Origin of the sequence: Amycolatopsis viridis (assembly GCF_011758765.1) — a bacterium.
GTDB lineage: Bacteria > Actinomycetota > Actinomycetes > Mycobacteriales > Pseudonocardiaceae > Amycolatopsis_E > Amycolatopsis_E viridis.
In genome coordinates, this window is sequence record NZ_JAANOU010000001.1 from 4,042,782 (window position 1) to 4,068,774 (window position 25,993).

At 70.9% G+C, this 25,993-nt stretch carries 18 protein-coding genes (1 of these 18 running past the window's edge); 8 read left to right on the forward strand and 10 right to left on the reverse strand.

Annotation, left to right across the window (positions count from 1 at the left end):
- The 3 genes in view from FHX46_RS19920 to FHX46_RS19930 are tightly spaced (at most 28 nt apart) and all read right to left on the reverse strand, a layout consistent with a single transcriptional unit that may run on beyond the window.
- Positions 1-6,917, reverse strand: the beginning of a protein-coding gene (locus FHX46_RS19920) for a hypothetical protein (protein ID WP_167117242.1). Its footprint begins 22,588 nt before the window's first position; only the first 6,917 of its 29,505 coding nucleotides appear in the window; its start codon is at positions 6,915-6,917; its stop codon lies off the left edge, out of view.
- Positions 6,918-6,945: 28 nt separating this feature from the next.
- Positions 6,946-7,344 carry a hypothetical protein gene (locus FHX46_RS19925; protein WP_167117245.1) on the reverse strand — a complete coding sequence of 133 codons (399 nt, stop codon included), beginning with the start codon at positions 7,342-7,344 and terminating at the stop codon, positions 6,946-6,948.
- Entirely contained in the window at positions 7,341-7,763 is a 423-nt protein-coding gene (locus FHX46_RS19930) for a YbaB/EbfC family nucleoid-associated protein (RefSeq protein WP_243871316.1), read from the reverse strand. Before FHX46_RS19930 ends, FHX46_RS19925 begins: the two co-directional genes overlap by 4 nt.
- Positions 7,764-7,831: 68 nt before the next feature.
- Between FHX46_RS19930 and FHX46_RS19935 the strand changes: the two genes are divergently transcribed.
- Entirely contained in the window at positions 7,832-9,109 is a 1,278-nt protein-coding gene (locus FHX46_RS19935) for a S8 family serine peptidase (protein ID WP_313886200.1), read from the forward strand.
- Positions 9,110-9,213: 104 nt separating this feature from the next.
- On the opposite strand, the gene FHX46_RS19940 is transcribed toward FHX46_RS19935, so the two are convergent.
- The 4 genes from FHX46_RS19940 to eccD form a co-directional block, all read right to left on the reverse strand.
- Complete coding sequence (locus FHX46_RS19940; RefSeq protein ID WP_243871317.1) at positions 9,214-9,504, reverse strand: WXG100 family type VII secretion target; 291 nt, start codon at positions 9,502-9,504, stop codon at positions 9,214-9,216.
- Between the two features lie 20 nt (positions 9,505-9,524).
- Complete coding sequence (locus tag FHX46_RS19945; RefSeq protein WP_167117248.1) at positions 9,525-9,854, reverse strand: hypothetical protein; 330 nt, start codon at positions 9,852-9,854, stop codon at positions 9,525-9,527.
- 172 nt (positions 9,855-10,026) lie between these two features.
- On the reverse strand, positions 10,027-11,427 hold the full coding sequence (gene eccB, locus FHX46_RS19950) for a type VII secretion protein EccB (protein ID WP_167117251.1): 1,401 nt from the start codon (positions 11,425-11,427) through the stop codon (positions 10,027-10,029).
- Between the two features lie 18 nt (positions 11,428-11,445).
- Positions 11,446-12,846: a type VII secretion integral membrane protein EccD gene (eccD, locus tag FHX46_RS19955; protein ID WP_167117254.1), complete on the reverse strand. Its 1,401-nt coding sequence runs from the start codon at positions 12,844-12,846 to the stop codon at positions 11,446-11,448.
- 120 nt (positions 12,847-12,966) lie between these two features.
- On the opposite strand from eccD, the gene eccCa reads away from it, so the two are divergent.
- From eccCa to FHX46_RS19970, 3 genes are read left to right on the forward strand one after another with little or no spacing between them, the layout of a single operon-like run.
- Complete coding sequence (gene eccCa, locus FHX46_RS19960; RefSeq protein WP_167117257.1) at positions 12,967-16,920, forward strand: type VII secretion protein EccCa; 3,954 nt, start codon at positions 12,967-12,969, stop codon at positions 16,918-16,920.
- A 28-nt stretch (positions 16,921-16,948) separates the two neighbouring features.
- Positions 16,949-18,130: a hypothetical protein gene (locus FHX46_RS19965; RefSeq protein ID WP_167117260.1), complete on the forward strand. Its 1,182-nt coding sequence runs from the start codon at positions 16,949-16,951 to the stop codon at positions 18,128-18,130.
- A gap of 5 nt (positions 18,131-18,135) precedes the next feature.
- Positions 18,136-20,208 (forward strand): hypothetical protein, encoded by a 2,073-nt coding sequence (locus tag FHX46_RS19970; protein WP_167117263.1) that lies wholly within the window; start codon positions 18,136-18,138, stop codon positions 20,206-20,208.
- Positions 20,209-20,395: 187 nt separating this feature from the next.
- Here the strand turns inward: FHX46_RS19970 and FHX46_RS19975 are convergent, their stop codons facing one another.
- Both FHX46_RS19975 and FHX46_RS19980 read right to left on the reverse strand, forming a co-directional pair.
- On the reverse strand, positions 20,396-21,439 hold the full coding sequence (locus tag FHX46_RS19975; RefSeq protein WP_167117266.1) for a hypothetical protein: 1,044 nt from the start codon (positions 21,437-21,439) through the stop codon (positions 20,396-20,398).
- Positions 21,436-22,614 carry a type VII secretion protein EccE gene (locus FHX46_RS19980; protein WP_167117269.1) on the reverse strand — a complete coding sequence of 393 codons (1,179 nt, stop codon included), beginning with the start codon at positions 22,612-22,614 and terminating at the stop codon, positions 21,436-21,438. Before FHX46_RS19980 ends, FHX46_RS19975 begins: the two co-directional genes overlap by 4 nt.
- Before the next feature lie 249 nt (positions 22,615-22,863).
- On the opposite strand from FHX46_RS19980, the gene FHX46_RS19985 reads away from it, so the two are divergent.
- The 4 genes from FHX46_RS19985 (at position 22,864) to FHX46_RS20000 (ending at position 25,774) form a co-directional block, all read left to right on the forward strand.
- Positions 22,864-23,784: a sigma-70 family RNA polymerase sigma factor gene (locus tag FHX46_RS19985; RefSeq protein WP_167117272.1), complete on the forward strand. Its 921-nt coding sequence runs from the start codon at positions 22,864-22,866 to the stop codon at positions 23,782-23,784.
- 166 nt (positions 23,785-23,950) lie between these two features.
- Positions 23,951-24,115, forward strand: coding sequence for a hypothetical protein (locus FHX46_RS19990; RefSeq protein ID WP_167117275.1), 165 nt, complete (start codon positions 23,951-23,953; stop codon positions 24,113-24,115).
- A gap of 89 nt (positions 24,116-24,204) precedes the next feature.
- Positions 24,205-25,077 (forward strand): 5-oxoprolinase subunit C family protein, encoded by an 873-nt coding sequence (locus tag FHX46_RS19995; RefSeq protein ID WP_167117278.1) that lies wholly within the window; start codon positions 24,205-24,207, stop codon positions 25,075-25,077.
- A gap of 265 nt (positions 25,078-25,342) precedes the next feature.
- The gene (locus FHX46_RS20000) at positions 25,343-25,774 is read left to right on the forward strand and encodes a C40 family peptidase (RefSeq protein WP_167117281.1); all 432 of its coding nucleotides are present in this window, start codon (positions 25,343-25,345) and stop codon (positions 25,772-25,774) included.
- Positions 25,775-25,820: 46 nt separating this feature from the next.
- On the opposite strand, the gene FHX46_RS28900 is transcribed toward FHX46_RS20000, so the two are convergent.
- Complete coding sequence (locus FHX46_RS28900) at positions 25,821-25,955, reverse strand: hypothetical protein (RefSeq protein WP_279589477.1); 135 nt, start codon at positions 25,953-25,955, stop codon at positions 25,821-25,823.
- Positions 25,956-25,993 lie beyond the last annotated feature (38 nt).

Below are 25,993 nucleotides of genomic sequence, written 5' to 3' on the forward strand. Positions count from 1 at the left end.
GCGGGGAGGTCACCGGTGTACTCCCCCGCGACCCTGGTCAAGGTCACCCAAGGCGGCAGACCCAGCTGATGCGCAATGAACTGTGCAGCCGTTGCTTCGGCAAACGCCCGCACCGCCGGGGGGAGCTCCGGCGAGTGCTCCGCGGCGATCAGCCTGTCCAGGACTGGCGCGGGAATGGATGCCGGACGTCGGGTGATCTGCGCGTCCGGTAGGTAACCGATAGCGAGGTTGTCCCGGCGAGAAATCAGCGTCCCGGTGAGCTCCTGGGCGAGCGCCGGATCGCTGATCGTGGACTTCACGATCTGCCGGATGAGGTCGTCGCTCAGCGAGGCGACCGCGCGGATCGATGCCTGGGCGAGATCGGCGGGCATGCCCGTGAACAATGTGGCGGCCCGACGTTCCCGGCTGCCGAGAACGTCCTCCGCCGCGACGGTGGGACCGAAGTCGGGATTCCAGATTCCCTGCGGCCTGTGCACCAGGGTTCCGCCGAACTCGATGCGCACCGCGCCATTCGGGGTCTTGACGACGTTGTTCCCCAGATCGGTGTGCCCGAGCCAAACGTCAGCGCCGAACAGAGCCCAGAACACCTTCTTGTGCTCATCGGGGAGCGAGTCGAACCTTAAAATCGCGCTACCCGTGTTGTCGATCCATTTGCTGGCAACACCGAAGAAGCGGCTACTTCCCAGATGCCCATCGAGCCGGACCACCCGCGTTTCCGGCACCGGGGCCGTGATACCGGTCTGCACCGCGACCGCGTCGGCCACCGCCCGGTACAGGCGCCCGGCGAGGACCTCCACCTCCGCCTCGCGCAGCTGGTCTTCCGGCTGGATCGAATTGGCCGCCTTGACGTACTCCGCGCCCTCCGGACCCTCGAACCGGCGCCCCTCGTGCGAGCCCAGTTTTCGGCCCGTCTTCGGCTGGACGAGGCCGTCCATCCCCGGGAGCGCCGCGCCGACCCGGCGCAACCGCAGCAGCTGTGCGTCACGCTCGGCGAGCCGCCGCAGCTCCTCCTCCGTGTGGGACCAGCCATCTGCCCGCGCCTGACGCTGGTAGTGGCCGGTCTCGAACAGCTGCTCGCCGGTGATCCCGGCCACGGCATCGGCCTGCTGGTCCGTAGGCAGCTTTCGCACCACGTCGAGCAGTGCGCGTGCACGCAGGTCGTGCCCGTCCAACCGGGCCGACCAGGTCAGGGCGGCCGCCACGGCAGGCGGGACATCACCGGGCGCGCCGTGCTCGCCCCCGGTCTCCGGGTCGAACCGGTAGTCCTGTGCCTGGTCGGCGATCCCCCGGCCGGTGTGCGGGCGGTGGGTCGGCCGCCCCGGAGTCGACACCGGTACCGTTCGCTGCTGCCCGTCGACGATCCGGGCGGACTCCACGACCCCGTCCCGCCGGACGACTGCGGTCAGGGTCACCCCGTCGAAAACGCCCCGGACCTCCCACGCGTCGAATAGACCGTCCGCTCTGCTCACGATCGCGTCCGGGTCAGCGACGACGTCCGTCACCGCCGCGCGCAGACGGTCGGCGACGGCCGCTCCGCCGAACCAGGAGCGGTCGAGCGTGCGGCTGCCTGGGGTGGTCACGTCCGGGCCGTGCACCCGGGCGAGTTCGGACACCACGGCATCGGGCACCGTGACCGTGTCCATCGAGTACTCCGGCGGGGTCCACCCCTCCGGGGTGAGCCCGTGAACGCGGGGTCCGTCGTCCGGTGCGCCGCTTTCGGCGATGGGAATGCCGAGTTCCGCCGCGAGTGCGCGGCCGAACGCCCGCGGATCCGCCCCGAGCCGAGGGCCGACCTGGACGAGCACGTCCTCGTCCGCCCCCCCTTCCGCACGCACGCGATCGGCGACCTGTGCGGCGAGTTCACCGGTTGTCAGCCGTGGGTCGCCGTGAACGACCGTCTGGACCCCGAGCCCCGGCAGATGCGCAACGGTGAAGGCCGGCCGCGGCACCCGCATCGTGTCGGCGCCCAGTGGCACCGGAGTGGCGGCGATGAGCCGGAGCCGCTCGGCGTTGAGCCATCGCCGTTGCAGGGCCTGGTCCCGGCGGGTCTGCGCGAGCCGGCGCTGCACTTCGGACAGACGCGCGGCGTGGGCAACGGCTTCGGCGGTGGTGAGGTGGACCGTGACGGTCCGGCCGTCCGGGCCGGTGAAGGTGGCGCGCCAGCCGTGATCGCCGGGCGCTCCCCACGCGATGTCCTGCGACTCCGGGGTCAGGCCCCGGCGAACCAGCTCGTCGAGGACCGCCTGCGCGTTCACGACGAACGCGTCGTGGGCGACGGTGACGGTGTATCGCAGCGGCTCGCCGGTTGTGAGGTCCGCGCCCGGGACGGTGCGGACAGCGTCGTGCACGGCCGGCACCTCCGGTTCGGCGGTGCGCGGGAACCGCAGTCCCAGGCGGACCTCCTGGCCGGAATCCCGGTGGCGCAGCAGGTGTGTGCCGTCCTCGGTCCGGCCGGCCCGGTCGAAACCCTGCTGGCCGAGTTCCCGCAGCAGCGGTGTTTCACTGCCCGCATCGGGCAGAGCCACGACGTACCGGGGCGCGGCGCCGGTGGCGAGTTCCGCCAGGGAGGTTGGGGTGTCCGGCATCAGGACGGCGCCGTCGATGGTGTGGACGGCGTCGAGCAGCGGGGAGAGCCATCGGCCGGACTCGGCGGGCGCGGGACGGCCGGGTTCGATGTGGGGACCCGGCAGGGGGCGTGCTTCCAGGATCCGTCCCTCGGGGGTGACATCGACCGTGACCGCGATCCCGTCGTGGTCCCCGTGGACCTGCCAGACGCCCTGCTCCGCGTCGAACTCCACCCGATCCGGCCGGCGTGCCACGGTGCGGACGAGCTCGCCGAGCGCGGAGCGCGGGTCCCCGTCGCCGAACCAGCGCGCCGCGATCCGGAGCTCGCCGGGGTCGGTCGCGGCCGGGCCGTGGCGTCGCACGATCCGGTCGAGCACGTCGCCGTCCAGCTCGATGTCGCCCAGGGCGGGCCGCTTCTCGTAGGTGGCGACGCCGTCGGCGTCCCAGGCGTTCGGCCGCTCCGCGGAGGGCGGGTCGATCACGCTGAAGTCACCGGGGCTGATCACACCGGCCAGGATCTCCGCGCGCCGCTGGGCGTTCGGCCCGTCCGGGTCCAGCTGGGCCGCCTGCGCCCGCGCGCTGATCGAATCGGGCGTGCCGAACCGCAGCACGATCGACCGGCCGGTGTCCGGATCGGTCCATTCGGTGACCACCACGGATTCGGTGCTGTCCCAGCTCAGCTCGGTGGTCTCCAGACGCAGACCGGACTCGGTGAGCGCCTGCACCATCGCCCACGTGTCGTGCACGAACGCCAGCGGATCGGGCATCCGGATGGCGTACTGCGCCGGTTCACCGGCACCGGTCTCCGGTGCCATCGGATCGGTCACCAGTCGGGCGCCCGCGACGGCTCCGATCACGGTCCGGGCCAGCCGGCCGACCTCCGGGTCCCAATACAGCGAGAGCGTGCCATCCGCAAGGTTGCCGAGGCCGTCGAGCACCTGTCCCGCCTCGGAGAGCGCCTGCCGCAGCAGGATCCGCTGCGAGATCTTCAGCGCGAAGGCATCGGGCACGCCCTGGTCCGAGAGGCGGAGCTCCAACGGGCTGACCTGGGCCCCGTCGGCGGTGAACTGGGGGAAGACGATCTCGTACTGGCCCGCGTCGAGCTCCGGGGCGAGTGTGATTTCCGCGTCGACCGTGACCTGGTCGTAGAACAGCCTCGCGAGGCCGTTGCCGAACTCCACCCGGTTTGGCAGTACGTCCGTTCCCGGCCGGCGCAGCGGGAAAGCGTCGCCGAGTGCGGGAGCCGACGGCGTCGAGACCGCGGTCAGCGCGGCCGGACCGCCAAGACTGCGGAGGAACGCCTCAACCTCGCGAAGGATCTCCGCGCGCTGCGACGTGGTGGCCTGCGTCACCGGAACCGAGCCGCGGACCGGTTCCGACGGCACCCGGGCCAGGTCGCCGTGGTTGACCGCGTGGTGGGGCTGGTCCCGCCCGGGCACACCGTCGGCGACGACGCGCAGGCCCGTCTCCAGCAGGGACGCCAGGTCACCACTCCCGATGCGGATCGTCGCTTCACCGGTCTGCCGCGCCGTCCCGCCGGACCCCACCTCCCACGTGCCCGGGTCGACGTGCACGGAGTGGTCCGGCACCCGGTCGTCCAGCTGCACGTCGACCGCGATCCGGGTGCCGTTCCGGTATTCGGCGAGCAGCAGACCGTGCTCCGGATCACCGTGCAGTGCTGCTACGAAGTCGGCGAGGCTGGGGTCCGGGCCGGACCGCTGACGAGCCGCGATCACGTCCACCAGGTCCTGCTCATCGGGCACCGTGACGGCGGCACCGGCGTCGACGTGGACCGTGCGGGGCAGCGCGTGCCAGATCGTGCCCTCCGCTTGCGGCGTCACGCCGTCGGTCGGCTGTCCCGCGTACGTGTGGACGAGCGCAGGCCGCACGTCGTCGGGGAGCGGCGCGCGCACCAACATGTCCTGCAGCGCCTTGCTGACCACTTCGTGGTTGTTCTGCAGGGCGACGTGGGTGTTCGAGGAGATGTTGCTGGAGATGCGCAGCTCGTTCCCGTGCACCTCCGCCGTTCCCGCCGGCAAGCTGTCGTCCAGTGCGACGCGGAACTCGGCGGTCTGCTGGTGTGGCGAGGTGACGGTGAAGACACCGGTGCTCCGGTCCACCTCGACGGTGAAGCCGGCCTGCTTCAGGGCATCGAGTGTGCGCGCGGTGGCGGCCTTCGCAGTCTCGGGGCCGTTCTCGATGTCTCCGGTCGCGGTGTCCGGGGTGAATCGCCGGTGGTACTCCCTGGTGCCGCTGGTGCGGGGCTCATCCCGGGAACCGGGATCGCGGGTGGCGTCCGCGTCCCGATCGTCCCTGGAGCTCGCCTCGCCAGCCGCGTGGCGGTCCCGGCCGGCGCTGTGGTGCCCCTCGTCCTGGCCGGCCCGTGCGCTGTCCCGGGTCTGGGCGGTCGCGCCACCGTCCCTTCCGGACTCATCGGTGGCACCCTGTCCGTTGGTGCTGTGCTCACCAGCGTCCGCCCCGCCCGCGGCCACGACCTGTTGCCGTTGCGCCGGTGCGGTATCAGAGTTCTCACCGGGCTCGGCGCGCCGTGACGCGGTGTTCGCATCCCGCCCGTCCGACGTTGCCGTCCGGCGGGATTCACCGGCGGAGGTGGAGTCACCGGTGCGGTTGGCCGGGCCGCTTTGGGCCGACCCGTTCGACGAGCTCCCCCGATCACTCGCGCGACCGCCACCGCTGGCGCCCTCCGCGGTGCCCGAGCGCGCCGGTGCGCCGTTCTGCGCAGCACCGGCGGAACTCCCCGCGGAGCCGCCCGCACCGGCGTGGGCCGGCGCGCTGGTGGTCTGGACTCCACCGCCGCTGAAGTGCCCCGCAGCGGGCGTGACGACCGGGCTTCCGGCGGGCGTGAGACCCGGCTGTGGGGCGATGAAGTTCGCGAAGTCGGTCTGGAGGCGGAACCGGCGCATCAACCGTGCGTCCGCCAGGTTGGTCGTGAAGTGGTCGTGGAACTCACGAATCGACGTGCCACCCGCGTACAGCTCCTGCGCACCGCCGACCGCTCCGCCCAGCGCGGCCTTCTTGAGGTTGTTCCAGCTGAGCGGGTTCTCCCCCGCCTGCTGGCCACCGCGGGCACCACGGGCGACGGTATCGTGCGGCGCATTGGCCAAATCGCTGCCGGCCTGTTGCGCGATCGCGTCGACGAGCGACGTGTAGCCCACCGCACCGATCTGGCCCAGGACGCCACCAGCCGCCCCCAGGACGAGGTGTCCCGGCAACCCGGATGCGAAGGCCAGCGGACCACCACCGAGCGAGGCGCCGATGAACGCGGACACGGTGTTGGTCGGGTTGGGGATGTAGACGCCCCCCGTATGCGCAGTAGTGAGCGTATCGACCGTGGTGGCGAGCTGGCTGGTAACGTCGCCACCGCCACCGTAAATCGCACCGCTGCGGAAGCCATACCCGACAAGCCGCCCGCCGATGACTTTGCGTGCGGGGTTTTGCACGGCGTGTTCGGCGACCGCCTGCGCGATCCGCCGCTGCATCTCCGGCGTCATGCCGTGCTGTGCCGCCCGCGCGGTGATCCGTTCGCTCGTGACCCGGCCGCCGTACTGGTGCGCGAGCTGCTGCGCGATCTCCTTGCGGATCGCGGGGTCCTTGAGCTGCGGAAAGATCCGCGCGAGGGCCTTTTCGAGCTCCTTCGCCCCGATCCGCCCCGCGATCTGCGCGATGGAGATCTCCAGCCCCCGCCGCAGCGCCGCTCCGGCGCCCTTGATATTGATCTGCTTGAAAGCCTGCTTGATGGAGATGTTCTCGACCTCGGCGGCCACCTTCCGCATCAACGTTCGCAAACCGACGGTGGTCTTGAGGATCGACGCCAGGATCTCCGCCGCGCTCTCACCGATGGTCGGCACCAGCGCGGCCAGGGACACGGCGATCTCGACCACGGTCATGGTCAGCATGACCTCGTAGCCGTTCTTCGCCAGGAAGAGGCTCGTGATGTACTGCTCGACGCCCATCCCCATCTGCAGGGCGTTCTCGATCCCGTTCAGGATTACCAGGTTGACCTGGGAGGACGCCGCGCCGAACGCGGCCGGCGCGGCGCCCTGGTAGGTCGCCATGACCAGTTCGGTGAGCTGGTTCAGCTTCTCCTGGACGTCGCCCAGGTCGGCCTGCTGCTGGTTCCAGAATTCGGCGACCGGGACGACGTCATCGGGATGGGCGTCGGGGTACTCGCCGAGCCAGCCGTCGATGGCGTCCCCGACGACCGGTGGAAGCAGCGTGAACCCGATCCAGCTGTTGACCAGGTTGAGGAAGTCGTCCGCCGCATTGCCGAAGTCCGCCAGGAGCTGCGCGTAGTACGCGAAACCGTCATCGATGTTTCGATGCAGTCCCATGCGTACCCCTCAGACGGACGGAAACGGTTCAGGCGTGGTAGGTCTTGCCGAGCGCGGCGACGTTGTCGAGTTCGGCACTCATCTGCTCGTCGATGGCCGCGCGACCGCCACCGCCGAGTTTGCTCAGCTCGTCACCCAGCTCAGCCATCGCCTGGAAGAACTGCCCGGCCTTCGTTGGTGAGAAGACACTGCACAGGTTCGTCGAGCCGGTGGCGGCGCCCTCCTCCAGGTCCCGGTAGCTCGGCTTGAACCGCTCGCCGAGCTCGTCGTCGCCGAACGCGGACATCTCGGTGTCGCCGCCCACCACGGAACTGTGGGTGGAAGCGGCGCTGGTGAGCAGGTTTGTCAGGTCCGTTCCGGTGGACGCCACCCGATCGAACAGCGACCGGATCTCCGCCACACTGGTGCTGATTTCGAGGTAGCTCATCGTCCGTCCTCCCGTTCCGCGTAGATGTCGGCGTCCAGCCGGCTCATCAGCTTGCCGACGGTGTCACTTTCGTTCGCGCGCAGCTCGTGCTGCAACTGGTTGGCATCCGACGGGAACTGGCCCGCCATGATCTCCTGGCGCTGTGTGTTGACGTCGATCACGGCTTCCCGAGACGCGGCCATGATCGCCGCCTTCAGTGCCGCGGCATCGGGTTTGCGGAACACGCGCGGGTCGATGTCCAGGTCGGCCAGCTGTCCACGCGGGCCCACGACGACCTTCACCATCCGGTCCGGCGACCAGCCGACCCCGGTGAGCTTCATCATGCGCTCACCGGTTTTGGGCAGTTCCTCGGTCGCTTTCTTGATCTGCTCGAGCATGCTGATCAGTGCCGGATTCATCCGGTCCGAAGGGAAATCCATGTGTACCTCCGTCCATCCGGCGCAGCAACGTTGCCACGCCCGCCAGCCACTCCGCTAGCATCGCCGCCGTGAACTCCAAGCGCCTGATCGCGGCACTGGCCACCGCCGCCACCGGGCTCGCCGTCCTCACGGTGTCCCAGCCCGCCGCGCAGGCTCAGCAGAACTGTGTCGTTTCCGGGTCGCCGTTGGTTCCCGTTCCGTGGTCCCAGAAACTGCTGGCGCCCGACCGGGTGTGGCCGTTGAGCACCGGCGCCGGTCAGCGCGTGGCCGTGGTCAGCTCCGGCGTGGCGGACAACCCGCAGCTGACGGGTCGCATTGCCGAACGAGCCACCTTCGGTCCGCCGGACACCGGCCAGTCCAGTGGCAGCCCCGACTGCGTCGGCACCGGTACCGGAGTGAGCGGCATCATCGCCGCGCAGCCCAGTTCCGTGGTGGGATTCCACGGTGTGGCACCCGATACGCAGATCCTGTCCGCGAAGGTCGTCGGCGACCAGTACGCGCCGGGCCAGCAGCCCTCGGGCACCGTCGCACCCAACACGCTCGCCGCGGGGATCAACTGGGCTGTCGACCGCAACGCCAGTGTCATCGCCGTTCCCACGATCACATACGAAGACAACCCGGCCCTGCGCGGCGCTGTGCAGCGCGCGTTGTCCCGCAACATCGTCGTCGTGGCCGCCGTCGGCCAGCGCGCGACGAGCGAGCCACCCGGCCTGGTCCCCTACCCGGCCGGCTACGACGGCGTGATCGGCGTCGGCTCGGTCGGCGAGAACGGGGAGATCGCGCCGGATTCCCGTCCCACGTCCGTCGACCTGGTGGCACCCGGCGGGAACATCGTCACGACCTACCCGAACGCCGGGCTCGGCACCGCGTCCGGCACCGAGTTCGCCACCGCTTTCGTGGCCGGCACGGCCGCACTGGTCCGTGCCCACCTGCCCCAGCTGTCCAACCAGGATGTCGCCCAGCGGCTGTTCGCCACCGCAACGCCCGCCCCTGAGGGAACGGGAAGCCCGTTCTACGGCTACGGCGTGGTCAACCCGTACCAGGCGGTGTCCGACGACGTGGTGGCCGGCCATCCCGTGGCACTGCCGCCGCTGGTACCGGCCACGGTCCCGCCGGATGTCGCCGCACGGCAGGCCGCCGAGGAACGCAGCAACGGCTGGGCCCTCGGCCTCGCCGCCGGCGGATTCGCGCTCGTGGTGCTGGTGACCGCGATCGTCGTGTTCGGACCGCGCGGCCGTCGTCGACGCTGGCGCGCCGGACTGGCCCCGGTCCCGCAGGACCGGCCCGAGGACGAACGCCCCGAACCGCCCTTGGAACTGTTCAGCGACCGGCCGGAACGGTCCTGATCTCTTGTCGCACAACGAATTCCTCCCCAGCGGGCTCTACTCGAGTGGGATAAGGACCGGTCCCGGAGCGTGGGCTCCGGGACCGGCTGGTGTGGAGTGGTGAGTCAGCTGAAAAAGCCCGCCGCCCGGTTGTCGCTCTCGAAGGCCCTTTCCATGGCCTCGATCACCTTCTTGCCGAAGTGTGCACGCCCCGTCGCGTATTCCACCAAGTTCTTGTTCCAGTCGTGATGCGCCTCCTGGAACGCGTGGGCGGCGAAACCCTGCCAGTCGTTGCCGAGGATGCCCTTGGCCTGCGTCGCGAAATCGTCGAACAGGGTCTCCAGATCCTGCGCTTTCTGGACGTTCCCCGAACCGGCGTCACCCACCAGGTGCGTGTACTTGAGATCGTTGTCCATGTGAGTTCCTTCCCCGAGGATCAGGCGTGGCTCATCCGGCTGTGGAAGTGCATGGTCGAACCGGCCGCCTCGATCGAGGAGCGCGACTCGTCGTCTCCGGCGGTCATCACGTTCTGCGTTCCGGTGATGCCGTTGACGAGCTTGTCGAGGATCGGCTCGAGCTTCGACCTCCAGAACGCGAGCATGTCGGCCGAGGTGATCTGGCCCGCGTTCGACGCCGCCCCGATCCAGTCACTCCCGATCACGTTCTCGAGGTCGCCGTGCATGCTCTGGCACAGCTGGGCGCCGCGGAGCTTGGTGTCGTCGAGCAGTTGCCGCAGTCTCGTGACCTGATCCGCGACAAGATGCACACCATTTGAAGCTGGAGACATGTCTCTCACCCCCACCTCTTGGGACGTTGTGACAGCAGCGTAAGTGGCGTCCCTGACATCGCTCCGTCGCGCCGTGACGCGCAGGCGAGAAGCGCAGCCGCAGGTAGAGGCTTGTTGTCAAACGTTCAAGAATATCAGGAGTGCGGTCTTGCTACGGGACCGCGGGTACCGCAGCGGCAGCCGGGCTCAACGTCGGGCCCTCCGGGATGCGCTGCACCAGCGCGGCCGGCATGTCCACCGCCGACGCCGCCGAATACCCCAATTGGGCCAGCACGTTGTCGTCCGGCACCGGGTATCGCAGGCCGGTGTCGGTCACGAGCGTGTACGCCCCGGCGGTGGCGGTCGCCGAGGGCAGCACGCGCACCACCGCGACGCTCCCAGGTGGAACCAGCACGCGGTCGGCCAGTTTGGTGCCGGTGCTGCTCTCCAGTCTGGTGGTGATCGCCGCGTTCAGGGCGCTCGGGTCACCGCCGACGGAAATGACCGGGTCGGTGCGGGCGTCGTGCGTCTGCGAGCACAACGTCGCGCCGTTCCCGTCCGGCACGGTAACCAGCTCCGGGGGCAGCGACGGCGGTGCAGCCTCGCCCTGCGCCGGGGCCAGTGCCGTGCTGATCGGCGCGACGTTCGCGGCCGCGGCGGGGATCTCCCTGGGCGTCACCGTGTACTGACCGGACAGGATGCGCACCTGCAGCTCGGTCAGCGGGGCCAGTCCGTCGCCCCGGACCAGGTAGTACTGCACGCCGCGGGACAGCGGGTAGTACACGATGTCCCCCACGCTGAACCCACTGAGCACTGTGGACGGCGTGCCCTGCCCGGGCACGTCGATCCGGCCGATGTCCTGCCCCACGGGCAGGCCGTTGAGCCACGCCGTGCCCGCCTCCACCGCGGCGGCCCTGGCACCGAACAGGGACCGGATCACGGACGCGTCGGTGATCCGGTAGCGGTGGTTGTTCCACACCAGGTGAACGGTGCCGTCGGTGGCGTCGCGGGCCAGGATCGCACGCTGGCCCAGCGGGGTGCCGCCGGGCATCGCCTGCCCCACCACCAGCGTCGTGGTGGTCGTCGGCCCGCCGGCGAGGTTGCGGCCCGGCACCGAGCACATCGTCCACGGCGTTGCCGCGGCGCGGCCGGCAGGCGGCAGCGAGGCCGGCGCCCCGGGGATGCCGACCGCAGGCTTGCGGGCCAGCCCCGCCAGGTCCGCACCGGCCACGCGGTACGGACCGGCCTTGTCGGGGCTGGTCAGCAGGCGGGCGGAGGCGTAGTTCAGCGTCGGCTGCAGCTCGCCGGCCCGGTAGACGAACGTCGCGCCCGTCTCGCGCTCGATGACCACCGCGCCGTCGGTCTTCCAGGACGTGCCGCCGACCCCGGTGAACACGCCGTACACGCCGAAACCCGCCGCGACCAGCACCGTGATCATGATCCCGGCGAACACCGCGCCCACCCCGCGCCGCAACGGCGTCAGCTCCGGATCGGTCTCGTGCACGATGAGCGCGGAGGTGACCCGCTGCATCATGAACTGGTAGGCCTGCAGCTGGTCGCGACGAGTGGGCACGCCTCTCCCTCAGCTCCCTCAGCCGATCGAGGCCATCAGGCCCTGGACGTATGCGAAGAATCCGGTGATGAAGCCCGCGAACGGGATCAGGGCCACGATAGCGGTGACGTCCACGATGTCGGCGATCCGGCCGATCCAGGGCGAGGGGTTCTTGCGGCTGTACACCACGCCGGCCGCCGCGACGAGCAACGCGATCACCACCAGCGCCAGCAGGACCAGCCCCCGCCCCCCGTTCCCGGAGGGGGTGCCGAAGCACCAGCGGGTGAGCAACGCGAACGCCCACAACCCGGCCACCAGCAGCGGGATCCGCTGCCGCGGCACCGGGAACAGCCGGGCGCGTAGCAGCAGCGCCGCGCAGGCGAGCAGCGACATCAGCAACCGGGAGCCGCCACCGTGCCCGGCGAGGAAGACCGCGGCGAGCGCGCTGATCAGGGCCGCACCGGAGAGCAGGCCGGTGAGCAGCTCGTCGGCGCGGGCGGCCGCGTCGAACACCGCGGGCGCGGCCGGCTGCGGGTCGTCGTTGAGCAGGTCGGCCGGCCGCTGCGGGAGCGCGGGCAGCGGGACGCGGCCCAGCCGCAGCGACAGCCACGGATACCCGGGCAGCAGGCCGATCGCGATGGTCAGGACCAGCGCACCGGCTGCGTCCGGGGCCATCCAGTAGCCGAACAACGCTCCCAGCGCGCCGAAGAACCCGGTGGCGATCGCCGCGACGAACACCCGGCTCGCCGCGCCGACGCCCAGGTAACCGACGATGCCGAAGACCAGCAGCGCGATCATGCCGAGCAGCAGCTGCGGTGCACCGAACCCGAACAGCCGCAGGTGGTCCGGCGCGGTCGGCAGGTAGCCGCCGAGGAACGCGTACGGCAGTGCCGAACCGGCGAACACCGCGCCCGCGTGGGCGTCCGGCACCGCGCGGGCCACCACGATGCCCAGCGCGGTCAGGACCACCGCGGCGGCCAGCGTGATCAGGCCGGCGTCGAGCCACGGTGGTTCGAACAACAAGGACACCAGGCTGCCCCCGCACAGCAGCACGGCGGCGATGACCAGCCCGGCCCGCCGGGTGGCGGCGCGTCCCCAGCTGCGCCCGTACCGGCGCGCCCCGCTGGCGATGGCCTCGACCAGGTCGTCGTACTCGATCTCGGGCCAGTCGACCGGGCCGGGGACCAGGTGCAGGATCTCGCCGTCGCGCACCTCCTGCGCGGCCAGCGTCTGCCGGCCGTCCAGGCGTTCACCGGTGGGGCGCCGCAGCGACCAGCCGCCGTGCTGCTCCCCGGTGTCCGGCGCGTCCTCGCCCGCGTGGCGCAGGATGTACGGCAGCAGTTCGGCCACCGGCACGTTCTCGGGGAGCGCGACGTCGATCCCGCGCGTGGGCGTGGTGATGCTCACCTTCGCGAGGCTCGTGCCCATCGCCGACGTCATACTGCCGCTACCTCCAAATTGGACCCCGAGTCCGGCTGGGAGAGTGTCCATTAAATCGCGACACTAGGCTGGCGGAAAGCTCTATGCTGGCGCACCCGGGCGCTCGGGAGGTTTTCGGTCTTGGGAACGATCATAGTCAAGCGGCCACTCCGGCGGCCCGCGCCTGACCTGCCCTCGGGCGACGTGGTGCTCGATCCCCCGCCGGAGAACCCGCCGCCCAGCGGCAAGAGCTGGACGCGGGTGCTGATGATCCTGCCGATGCTCGCCGGCACCGGCGGCATGGCGCTGCTGATCGGCGCCGGCCGGTCCGGCCCGCTGATGTACGTCGCCGGCGCCATGTACGGCATCGCGGTGCTGGGCATGATCCTGTTCCAGATCATCAGCCAGGGCGGGCAGGGTGCGAGCAAGCAGGAGATGATCGCCAACCGGCGCCGGTACATGCGGCGGCTGTCGCAGCTGCGCGCGCAGGTGCGGGACACGATCGACCAGCAGCGCCGCGCGATGTTCTACCGCCACCCGGACCCGGCTCGGCTGTGGTCGACGGCGCAGAGCGCGCGGCTGTGGGAGCGGCGGCCGGGCGACTGGGACTTCACCGTGATCCGGATCGGGCTGGGTGCGCAGGAACTGGCCACCCCGCTGGTCCCGCCGGAGACCAAGCCGATCGACGAGCTGGAGCCGCTGTCCGCGATGGCGCTGCGGAAGTTCGTCACCACCTACTCCACCGTGCCGGACCTGCCGGTGGCGGTCGCGCTGCGCGGGTTCGCGCGGATCCACCTGACCGGCGACGACGACCGCAAGCGCGCGCTGGCCCGCGCGCTGGTCGCGCAGCTGGGCACGTTCCACGCACCGAGCGACGTGCTGACGGCGTTCTGCGTGCGCGACCGCGAGCTGTGGGACTGGGCCAAGTGGCTGCCGCACGCGCTGCACCCGGCCAAGACCGACGCCGTCGGCCAGATCCGGCTGGTCGCCCCCAGCGTCACCGCACTGGAGGCGATGCTCGACGACGTGGTGGCCAGCCGGCCGCGGTTCAACCCGGGCACCCAGCCGATCGAGGGCTCGACGCACGTGGTGGTGGTCGTCGACGGCGGTGACACCGGCGGCTCGGAGCACCTGATGATCGAGGGCGGGGTCGAGGGCGTCACCGTCATCGACCTCTCCGGCGAGCCGCCGCGCCTGCTCGACGCGGCCACGCTGGTCCTGGACATCGCCCCGGACGGGCACCTGACGAGCCGCACCATGGACGGCGCCGGTGACATCGGCACCGCCGACGCCCTGGGCATCGAGGAGATGCGCGGCCTGGTGCGCACCCTGGCGCCGCTGCGGCTGTCCGCGCTGACCGCGAGCGAGCAGCCGCTGTCCGGGTCGCTGGAGCTCACCGACCTGCTCGGCCTGGGCGACCCGTACGAGTTCGACCTCGCCAAGAGCTGGGAGGCGAGGTCCAACCGGGACCGGCTGCGGGTGCCGATCGGCATCACCGCCGACGGCAGGCCGATGGAACTGGACCTCAAGGAGTCCGCACAGGACGGCATGGGCCCGCACGGCCTGCTCGTCGGTGCCACCGGTTCCGGCAAGTCCGAGCTGCTGCGGACCCTGGTGCTGGCGCTGGCCGTCACCCACGACTCGGAAATCCTCAACTTCGTGCTGGTGGACTTCAAGGGTGGCGCCACCTTCACCAAGCTGGACCGGCTGCCGCACACCAGCGCGGTGATCACCAACCTGGCCGACGAGCTGCACCTGGTGGACCGCATGCTCGACGCCATCGGCGGCGAGCTGGTGCGCAGGCAGGAGCTGCTGCGCAAGGCGGGCAACTACGGTTCGCAGCGCGACTACGAAAAGGCCCGCACCGCCGGCGCCCCGCTGGATCCGCTGCCCGCGCTGCTGATCGTGGTGGACGAGTTCTCCGAGCTGCTCACCGCGCGGCCGGACTTCATCGACATGTTCGTCCAGATCGGACGCGTCGGGCGGTCGCTCGGGGTGCACCTGCTGCTCGCTTCGCAGCGGCTGGAGGAGGGACGGCTGCGCGGGCTGGACTCGCACCTGTCCTACCGCATCGCGCTGCGCACCTTCTCGGCCATGGAGAGCCGGGTCGTGCTCGGCACCCCGGACGCCTTCCAGCTCCCCCGCTCCCCCGGCAACGGGTTCCTCAAGACCGGCGTGGACGAGCTGACCCGGTTCAAGGCGGCGTACGTGTCCGGCGTGCACCAGCGCGGCACGGTGCAGCGCACCGACGACGAAGGCCGCCAGATCGATCCGGTGCAGGACTACTCCACCGCCTACCTGCGGCCGCGGCTGGCGGAGCAGCCGCTGCAGCCGGCGCAGCGCGAGTCCGACGACCTCGGCGAGACGCTGATGGACGTGCTGGTGGACCGGCTGGAGGGACAGGGCGCGCCGGCGCACCAGGTGTGGCTGCCGCCGCTGAAGGAGCCACCGACGCTGGACAAGCTGCTGGAACCGCTGGTGCGTGATCCCGAGCGCGGCCTGACGACCGGAATTCGCGAGCACCGGGGGGCGTTGCGCGCTGCGGCCGGGATCATCGACCGGCCCGCCGACCAGCGCCGCGACGTGTGCTGGCTGGACCTGTCCGGCGCGGGCGGCAACGTGGCGGTCGTGGGCGGTCCGCACAGCGGCAAGAGCACCGCGGTGCGCTCGATCGTCGCGAGCCTCGCCCTCACCCACACGCCGTCCGAGGTGCAGTTCTTCTGCCTCGACTTCGGTGGTGGCGGCCTGGCCGCGGTGCGCGACCTGGCCCACGTCGGCGGTGTGGCGACCCGGCGCGAGGTGGACCGCGTCCGGCGCACCATCGCCGAGGCGCGGACGCTGATCGCCGAGCGCGAGCAGCGCTTCGCCGAGCACGGCATCGACAGCATGTCGACCTATCGCAGACTGCGGCGCGAGGGCCGGTTCCCGGAGGACCCGTTCGGCGATCTGTTCGTGGTGGTGGACGGCTGGGGCACGCTGCGCGCGGAGTTCGAGGACCTGGAGACCGACGTGGCCGAGGTGGTCAACCGTGGCCTGGCCTTCGGCGTGCACGTCATCGCTGCCGCCAACCGCTGGATGGACCTGCGGATGAACCTGCGCGACATGTTCGGCAGCAGGCTGGAACTGCGCCTGGGCGACCCGGTGGATTCGGTGATCGGGCGACGCCAGGCCGCGGGCGTGCCGGAGCAGGCGCCCGGCCGCGGCCTCGCGCCGGACGGCATGCACTTCCTGGCGGCGGTGCCCAGGGTGGACGGCCGGGAGACCGCGGACGACCTGTCCGCCGGTATCGGGCACTTCGTCGATGCGGTCAACTCCGCCTGGCCCGGCAAGCCGGCGCCGCGGGTGCGGCTGCTGCCACCGGTGCTGCCCTACGCGGCGCTGCCCGCGCCGGGCGAACACGGCATCCCGATCGGGATATCGGAGGCGGACCTGCAACCGGTCGGGCTGGACTTCACCAGCGAACCCCACCTGGTCCTCTTCGGTGACGTGGAGAGCGGCAAGACCACCTTCCTGCGCGCCCTGGCCACGAGCATCATGGCCCGGTACACGCCGGGCCAGGCGCAGATCGCCCTGGTCGACTTCCGGCGGAGCATGCTCGGCCTCGTCCCCGACGAGTACCTGATCGGATACGCGACCTCCAGCGGAACCGTTCAGGAGATGGTGCGTCTGACCGTTGACGCGATGCAGAAGCGACTGCCGGGAGGTGACATCACACCGGAACAGCTCCGCTCCCGCAGCTGGTGGAGCGGACCGGAACTGTTCATGCTGGTCGACGACTACGACCTGGTCGTGCCGAGCCCGCACGACAACCCGCTCACACCCCTGCTCGAGTACATGACACAGGGCCGCGACATCGGCCTGCATCTGGTGGTCACCCGACGCAGCGGCGGCGCAGCACGGGCGATGTTCGACCCGGTCATCGCCCGGATCCGGGACCTGGCCTCGCCGGGAATCCTGATGTCAGGCAACCGTGAGGAGGGTCCCCTGCTGGGCAACATCCGGCCGGAGAAGCTGCCCCCGGGCCGCGCCTGGCTGATCACCCGCGGAGCCGGGGCCCAGCTGGTCCAGCTGGCGGACCTGCCGCCACAGACCTGAGAAGAGAACCCACAGGGGTTGACACCCGGTGGTTTGCTGGGATGCGCGGGGGTCTGCCGACCCCTACCCCCGGCGGACCCCCGCGACCCACCGGCTTTTCACGACGTTTGGGAGGGACATCGTGGCACCAGAGCCGCCGTCGAAGGACGCCGTCCCGGCTCCCGCATGGGCGACCGACGGGGCCGCCATCGAGCTCGACCCGACCAGCTTCCGCAACTACGGGCGGAACGTCGCGAAGATCAGCAACGACATCAGTACCGACACGGTGTCGGCCAACATGGCGCTGCGCGGGCCCGGTCCGAAGGACATGCTGATGAGCACGTCATTCGGACCGGGTCAGGAAATGCAGGACTCCGCCTTCGGCAACGCCGAAGAGCTCGGGATGTTCCTGCTCGCGCTCCCCACGAACGTATCCTCGATCGCCTCGGGCGGTCTGCTGCTGGGCGACATCTTCGGTTCCATGGACGGCGACAACGCCGCGATGCTGAACGCGGTCCAGTTCGCGTTCCGGATGCCCGGCGCCAAGAAGCCGGCCGGGCTCCCGTCCTGGATCGACACGAAGAAGACCGTCGCCGATACGCTCGCGATGCGGGCGGAATCCACCAGCGCGGTCAACACCGCGGGTGACAAGCTGATCAGCACCGTCGTCGTGGACGGCACGACGATCACGACGTACCAGACCCACGGCGGCGGCGTACGTACCGTCCTGTCGAAGGGCGCCACCACCACCGAATACGCCATCGGCAAGGACGGCAAGCGCCTGTACGAGATCAAGACGATCAAGAAGACCGAGGGCGAGGGGAAGAACAAGGAGGAGGTGCTGGAAACCATCACGACGCACTACGAGAACGACGCGCGCTCGGGTCAGGAGCGCCGTGTGACGAGGACCAAGCACCTCGACAAGAACACGGACGACCAGTTCACCACCGTCGAGCAACTGGACAAGGACGGCCGGCCGCGCAAGACCGATGAGCAGCGGCTGCCCGATCACGTCGTGACGTACCGGCACTCCGACGGCACCCACAGCCGGGAGTACTACACCGAGACGCGGAAGCAGGATACGACCGACGTCAACCACAATGGCGACAAAAAGGAGATGATCGCCGGGCGGACGAACGAACGCAAGGTCGGACCCCAGGCCGATCCGCAGCTCAGCGACGACGCATACCGCGAACGTCTCAACCAGGCGCGGCACCTCGGGGGGGCGTGACGACCATGGCGAGCGAGGACGACCCCTACTTCGGCTACCGCCTGAAACCGGTCAGCGCCGGAGCCGCGGATGCGTACTACACCAATAGGCAGGACACCCAGCGGGACTACGGCTTTGCCGACCTTCCGATCGAGGCCCTGTACCAGCAGATCGTGAAGGGCGAGCAGCCCGGCACCACCGCCGACCGCGGACAGCAGTGGCTCAACGTGGCGATGATGCTCCAGGTCGCCGCTGACGACCTGTACGAGCAAACCAAGGCCCTGGCCGATCACTGGAAGTCGCCGGCCGCCAAGAAGGTGTTCCTGAGCAAGGTCGGCATGACCTTGGCCCACATGCGGCAGTGGCAGGACGCCGCCGTCGCGAACGGCACCGCACTGTGGGGTTTGTCGAACGTCATGTACGAGGCGCAGGCCGAGATGGAACACCTGTACCAGGAGTACCGGGCGACGAGAGCCGAGGCCATCGACGGCGCCACCCACGACATGGGCACCTTCTACCTGGCCAAGAACGGCCCGAAGGAGGGTAACGACCAGGACAAGGCGAAAGCGGCGCTCGAGGTCGAGTCGAAGTACGACCAGAAAGCACGGGAGCTCGCGGAGAAGATCGCCGGCGAGTACGCGCCCTACATCGCCAAGATCCAGGCCGCACGCGCGCCGAAACTCGAAGTCCTGAATGCGATCGTGCATCCGGACCTGGACCCCACTGCCGCGCCGAGGCCTCCCGCGTTCTCACCACCGGGGGCGCCACCCGGCGGTCCCGGCGGCGCGCCACCCGGTGCCCCCGGCGGCGGCCCGACCGCACCGGCACCACCGCCGGGCGATGCGCCGACAGCGCCGCCCGGAGGCGCGCCAATGCCGCCTCCGGGTGCGCCGCCACCGGCTCCACCCCGCGCGCCGGCACCGTCGCCAGGTCCTGCGCCCGCGCCCCCGAACAGGTTCGCCGCCCGCCCACCGGCAGCACCTCCGGCCCGCCCGCCGGTAGCGCCGCCGGGCAACCCGCCGGTAGCGCCGCCGGCGCTGACCGGTCTTCCCGCAGGGGGTGCGGGGCTGGCACCGAACCCCTTCCGCGCCAAGCCACCCACTGCACCGGCGCTCGGCGCCCACGGCGGCGGACCGAACCTGTTTTCGGGCGGAAAAGCTCCCGCCGGGGTGCCGCCCACACTGGGTCTCAGCGCGGGCTCGGGGACGCCCGCACTGGCCGGGTTCTCCGCCGCGCCGCCCTCGTTCGCGCAGAACAGCCTGTACCCACCGGGCACGATCACACCGCCGCCGAGCGGCCAGCTGCCACAGCAGCCGCCGGGCAAGGAGCTGGGCAACCGGACAGGAGCGCCGACGTTCAGCACGTCTCTGCCGTTTGACGATCACCTCGACCTGGAGGCAAAAGCCGCGTACCACCAGGATGCACAGTCGGCCCCGGCGCTGCCGCCTGGCAGCCAGGCGCCGATGGGCGGCGGCTTGGGACAGCCGGCTCGCAAATCCGGTGCGCCGCCGACGGGTGGCGTCGCCGAGCAAGCGCCGGCGTTCCGCCTGCCGCCGAGCACCACCCCGGCGGTACTCACCAACGACCAGCAGCGCACCCGCCGGGGCGGCAGCGCACAGGAAGCTCCGGCAGGTGCGCAGGAAGGGTTAGCACCCGGGATCGGTGCGCCGGCGGTGCTGTCCAATCCGCACCGGAGGGCTCCGGCGAAAACGTTCAGCGAGTGGATGGCCGAACGCAAGCGGCAACGGGCGCAACCCAGCGGGGCACACCGCTCCGAGTTCACCGCGAACCTGCCGACCGGCACCGCATCGGTGTTCGACGGGCGGATCTCCGCGACGGAGTACGTGGCGAGCTCGGCCGGGGAGGTTCCCTCGGTGCTGCAGGCGCCCGCACCCGTCGTGTCCACACCGGACCGGCATGCGAAACCGGTCGTGCAGGCCGACCGGGCCACGCGGATGGCCAGGCCGGCCGAGAAGGCACCCGTCACCGATCAGTCGGCCTTCGAAGTCGAGACGCCCGGTGGTCCGGTCGTGGCGAACGGGGAGCCGGAGAAGCGGTACCGGCCGGCCGGGCCGGCCGCGCTGGACGGACGGAACTGATCACGACCCCGGCGTGCCGGGCCTGCAGCGGGAAAGCCGACTGCGGGCCCGGCACCCGGAAGCCGTGACCAACGATGCACCTAACCGGCACGGACGGCGGAGACGCCAGGCCCGGCGGGAGTGCCGAAAGTCAGCGGGACCTGGCGGGAAAGAAGGGCAGGCGGAGTTACGTCTTTCCCGCCTAGATTCAGTAGCGGCCCGGACGTCCCAGGCGCTGTTCGGCTGGTGCTGGGTCGACCCACACGTAGTGGTTGGTCTCGCCCGCGAGCACGGCCAGCATGTCGTCCCGCAGCATCTGCAGCTGTTGCGCGGTCGGCGGGGCCAGCCGCAGCGCCGGGGCGACCAGCGACGCCTCGCTGGGGGTGAGCCGTTGCATCAGCACCAGGTCCGAACCCGGCACCGCGCCGACCCGTTCGGGCGTGAGCCGACGGTGCAGCAGCACGCGCGTCTGCCACGCCTCCGGCTTGCTCGGCGGCTGCGGCGCGTCGTGCAAGCACAGCACCGGCGCGTCCGCGCTGGCACTCACCGCGGTGGGTGATCCCGGTGCCAGCACGGCGACCCGGTCGGTCCGGCCGGTGGCCGACTGTCCGAGCTGGACCCAGTCGGCCGGCTGCTGTGAGAACACCAGGAGCCGCGCACCGGCCCGCAACGCCCGGAACGCCATCAGCCGCGCCGCCCAGGCGCCGCCGATGAGGCTCACCGAAACCGGCTCGGGCCGGAACAACGTCAGCGCCACCGGGAACCCGTTCTGGTCCCGGCCCAGCGGCAGGCCGACCGCGGACGCGGACACCTGCAACAGGTCCAGGGCCGTGTCCGCGGCGAGGTGCGCGCCGATCCGCAGCCGCGGGATCGAGCGGTACCGCCGGGTGCGCCAGTCCCGTTGTTCCCGGGGCGCGCCGGGTGCCGGCCCGACCGGACCGGCCCCCGGTGGCTGGGGCGGCATGGGTGTGGGCACCCCGATCGCCAGGGCGGGCTGCGCGACCTCCACAGTCGTCGCGGTGGCAACGGCTTCGGCCGAACCCTGCTGCCGGGTCTGCGCCGGGCCTGCCACGGCGACCACGGCGGGCGCCTGCGGCAACGCCTGTCCGCCGAGCACGGTCTGGCCAGGTGGGACCGCGGCGGGCTGCTGCTGCGGCGGCGGGCCGGGCTGGGCCTGAGCGGGCGGCATGGGCCCCGGCATCGCCTGCGCGGGCGGCTGCGGCCGCGACGGCGGGTACTGTCCGGCGTTCATCGTGCACCTCCACCGCTCGGCGCCGAAGCATACACGGCCGGCCCGTGCTGTCCGTCCAAACGAGACACCCGCCCGCCGTGGCGCTCGGCCAGGGTGCGCACCAGGTCGCACACCTGCGCGTACCGCTGGACGGTCGCGGCGACCCGGACGAGGCACCGCAACGTGGTGCCGTCGAAGGACGGTTCGAGCAGCAGCGCGATGCTGACCAGGTCCGCGGGCAGCTCGGCCAGCGCGGCGAGCAGCCCGGTGCCGCGGTCGGGCTCCGGCCAGGAGTGGATCCAGAAGCAGCCGTGGGTCAGTCGCGTGGAGTGCCACGACTCCCAGGCTTCGTGCACCTGCGACGGACCGCCGCCGGGCAGCAGGTCGCAGGAGCGGGCCAGCGCGTCCACGACCTCGTCGGCCGCCAGCATCCGCGCCCGCAGTCCGCGCCGCCGCAGCACGCGCTCGGCGCGGCGGGTGATCTCGGCCAGCACGGCGGGCACGTCCAGCCGGTCGCCCGGCGCGTCGATCATCGACTCGGCGACGGCCTGCGCGTCCAGCCGCACCGCGACCCAGAGCGTGCGATCCCGCGTGCGGGGTTCGTGGCCCGGCGTCGAGTGCATCACGACCTGCATGACCACGCCGGCCTGCTCGGCCTCGGCGGCGGTGCGGGCCAGCGCGGCGAGCGGCACCGGCGGGCTGACCACGTCCGCCCCGCCGGCGACCTCCAGCACGGCGAACCAGCCGGCCTCGTCACTGCCCATGCCGAGCTGCGCGTCCCCCGGGCCATCGACGTCCTCGACCACCAGGTCGGGCACCAGCTCGCACAACGCCGCCAGCCGCGGGTCGTCCCGCCGCTCGCCGGACGTGCCGCGGCGGGACCGGAAGCCCAGCCACAACACCAGGCTCTCGGTCCACCACCGGCCGTTCGAGCGGCCGAACATCATGATGATCACGGCCAGGCCGAGCACACCGGCGGCGATCAGCGCCCACAGCCGCTGCACGCCGACGGCCGCGACGGCCACGAGCACGATCTCGAACGCCAGCAAGCGGGCCAGGCTCAGCACTCCCAGCCGCCCGCGGTTGCGGACGTGCGGGAACCACGTCTGTCCGCTGGTCCGGGTGCGTAGCTCGGCGGAGCCGCCACCGCGCGCGTCGAACTGCCCGGCCTGCGGCTGCTGGCCAGTCGTGATCACCTGCGGAGCCCCTTCCACCAACCCACGATATCGCCGGACACCGGCAAGATCACCGCACGAGACCCCGCGGTGCCTGCGCCGGACCCGTAGCCGACCCGCACCGTACCGCACAGCTGCACGGCGGGAATCCCGATGACCTGCCCTTTTCCCGTTCGACGCGCGAGGCCGGGCTGTCGGTTCCGTGCCAGGCCGTTCGGCCACTCTGGGAGCGGTAGCAGAGTCCCCTTGGCTTGTCGGAGGCAACGGCAGGTGACCCCACCGCTCTTCGAGCCGGCCGATCCGGTCCGGGCGTACCTCAACGGCATCAGCCGGGCCGAGCTCCTGACACTCGAGGACGAGGTCACGCTCGCCAAACGGATCGAAGCCGGGCTCTACGCCCAGCATCTCCTGACCACCACCCCGGCGCTCGATCCGGCGATGGCCGAGGACTTGCGCACCATCGCCGAGGAGGGCCGGGAGGCGAAAAACCACCTGCTGGAGGCGAACCTGCGGCTGGTGGTGAGCATCGCCAAGCGGTACACCGGCCGCGGCATGTCGCTGCTGGACCTCATCCAGGAGGGCAACCTGGGGCTGATCCGCGCGGTGGAGAAGTACGACTACACGCCCGGGTTCAAGTTCTCCACCTACGCCACCTGGTGGATCCGGCAGGCGATCAGCCGCGCGCTGGCCGACCAGTCCCGCACCATCCGCATCCCGGTGCACCTGGCCGAGCAGGTCAACCGCGTGCTGGCGGCGCAGCGGGAGCTGGCCACCCGCCTGGGCCGCGAGCCGGGCCACGACGACATCGCCGCCGAACTGAGCCTGACGCCGTTCCAGGTGATCGAGCTGTTGTCCTACAACGAGGAGCCGATCAGCCTGGACCAGACCGTCGGTACGGACGGCAGTAGCGTGCTCGCGGACCTGCTGAGCCACCCCGGTCGTCCGGGCGTGCCGGCGTCGTACCACGTGCTGCGGCGGGAGATCGACGAGCTGCTCTCCGCGCTGAACCCGCGGGAGCAGCAGGTGATCCGGCTGCGGTGTGGTCTGGACGACGGCCGCCAGCGCACGCTCGAGGAGGTCGGCCGCGAGCTCGGCGTCACCCGCGAGCGGATCCGCCAGATCGAGCGGCGCACGCTGGACAAGCTGCGTGAGGAGTCGCGCGCCGCACGGCTGCAGGCGTACGTGTCCTGACTCCGGACCAGATACCCGCAGTACCGCAGTGCCGTGGCCGTACCCATCCTCCGGACCAGCGGTTTTCGCGCACTCCGCCGGTCAGCTCGCGGCGCCCGTTCTGCCAGCGCGAGCGGGCACACTGAACGCCGTCAGGACGATCGAGGGGGAAGACGGGCAGGCTGAGATGACGGAGACGCAGTCCCTCTGCCGGACGTGCGGGGATTCCGGCGGATGGGTCCTGGAGACCGACGTCGATGCGGCGACCGGGTTGATCACCTCGCGGGAGGAGCCGTGCCCGCGGTGCCGGCCGGCACCGCGGAGCCGGGACGACGCGTTCGCGGAGTTCTGACGGGTCGGCCCTCGTTCGCCACAGGCAACTCTTGCCTTATTGTTCAACAATTCTGTACGGTCAGGGCACCCGGAGGGATCGGAGTTGCCATGGCCGCGGTGCTCGAGGTCGTCCACAGCGGGCTGTTGTCGACCGTGCAGGATCTGGGCCGGCCGGGGTACGCCGAGATCGGCGTGACCGAGTCCGGCGCAGCCGATCGCGCCTCGCTGCGGCTGGCGAACCGCTTGGTCGGCAACAGTGACGGCGCCGCAGCCATCGAGGTGACGTTCGGTGGCTTCGCGGCGCGGGCGAGCGCGGACATCACGATCGCCGTCACCGGCGCGCCGTGCCCGGTCCACGTGGACCGGCAGAACGCGCCGTTCGGTGCACCGGTGCAGGTGCCGGCCGGCACGGAGTTCAGACTGGGCTGGCCGGTGAGCGGGCTGCGCGCTTACGTGGCGGTGCACGGCGGGATCGCGGTCGAGCCGGTACTCGGGTCACGCGCGACCGATCTGCTGTCCGCCCTGGGGCCGGATCCGTTGCGCTGCGGGATGGTTCTGCCGCTCGGCGCGGCGGCCGCACGGCCGTGGACGCCACGCTGCAGCCCCTTGGCCGTCCCCCCGCCCGACGAACTGACGCTGCGGGTGATCCCCGGTCCGCGCGACGACTGGTTCACCGAGTCGGCGATGCGGACGCTGCTGGCCGAGTCGTACGTCGTGACGTCGGAGAGCAACCGCATCGGCATCCGGCTGGACGGCCCGGCGCTGTCCCGCGCACGGGACGGGGATCTGGTCAGCGAAGGCATGGTGACCGGAGCGTTGCAGGTGCCGCCGTCCGGGAAACCGACACTGTTCCTCGCCGACCACCCGGTGACCGGGGCCTATCCGGTGATCGCGGTGGTGGTGACCGAGGACGTCGACACCGCGGCCCAGGCACGCCCGGGAATGCGGATGCGGTTCACCCTCGCCGAGGCGCAAACCTAGGCAGTGGCCACCCAGCACACCCGGCGGTTGCGGGTCACCTGTCACTGCACTCCGGACACACGATGCGCCGCGTGCGCTACCCGACGGTTTACCCCGGAGAACACGAGGGTGAGCACTATTCACGACTGTGTTCTCGTTCACTAATGCGGGTGTATATCGTTTCGTGATCGGGCAGCGGGGAAAACGGGGTCTGGTTCCGGGAAATGAACCGAAATACCTTCGAGTGTGAAGGAGGGTTCCGACCGTGCCCACTCGAATACAAAGAATGATCACCCTGCCGATCGGGTGTGCCGTCGCAGCCGTCGTGGTGCTGGGGTTCACCGCACCCGCGAGCGCGGCTCACCTGTCCACAGGGGACCGCATCGTGAACGCCGCGGCCGCTCAGGCCGGCAAGCCCTACCGTTCCGGCGGCACGGGCCCGGGCGGGTTCGACTGCTCCGGCCTGGCGCAGTACGCGCACAGGCAGGTCGGCATCACCCTGCCACGCACCGCCAGTGCCCAGCGGGCGACGGCGCGCAGCGTGTCCAAAACGGATAAACGGCCCGGCGACCTGGTGTTCTTCGCCAGCGGCAGCAAGGTCTACCACGTGGGGATCTACGCCGGGAACAACAAGATCTGGGCCGCTCCGGAATCGGGCGACTTGGTCCGGTTGCAGACGATCTGGACCAGTTCCTACACCGTCGGCCGGGCTTGGTGATCCCCGCCGCGGGGTATCGGGCGACTTAACCCGGTACCCCGCGGCGTCATCCGGGAGTCACCGCCGAAACCGCGTCGCGGACGGCGTACTCGACCACCAACGGATCCGGTGGCTCGCCCATCAGGACCAGCCGGTGGTACAGCGGCGCCGTCGCCATCACCAGGACCCGGTGCGCTTCCACCCCATTCCCTCAGGCATTTCAGGCTGCCCACCCCGAAT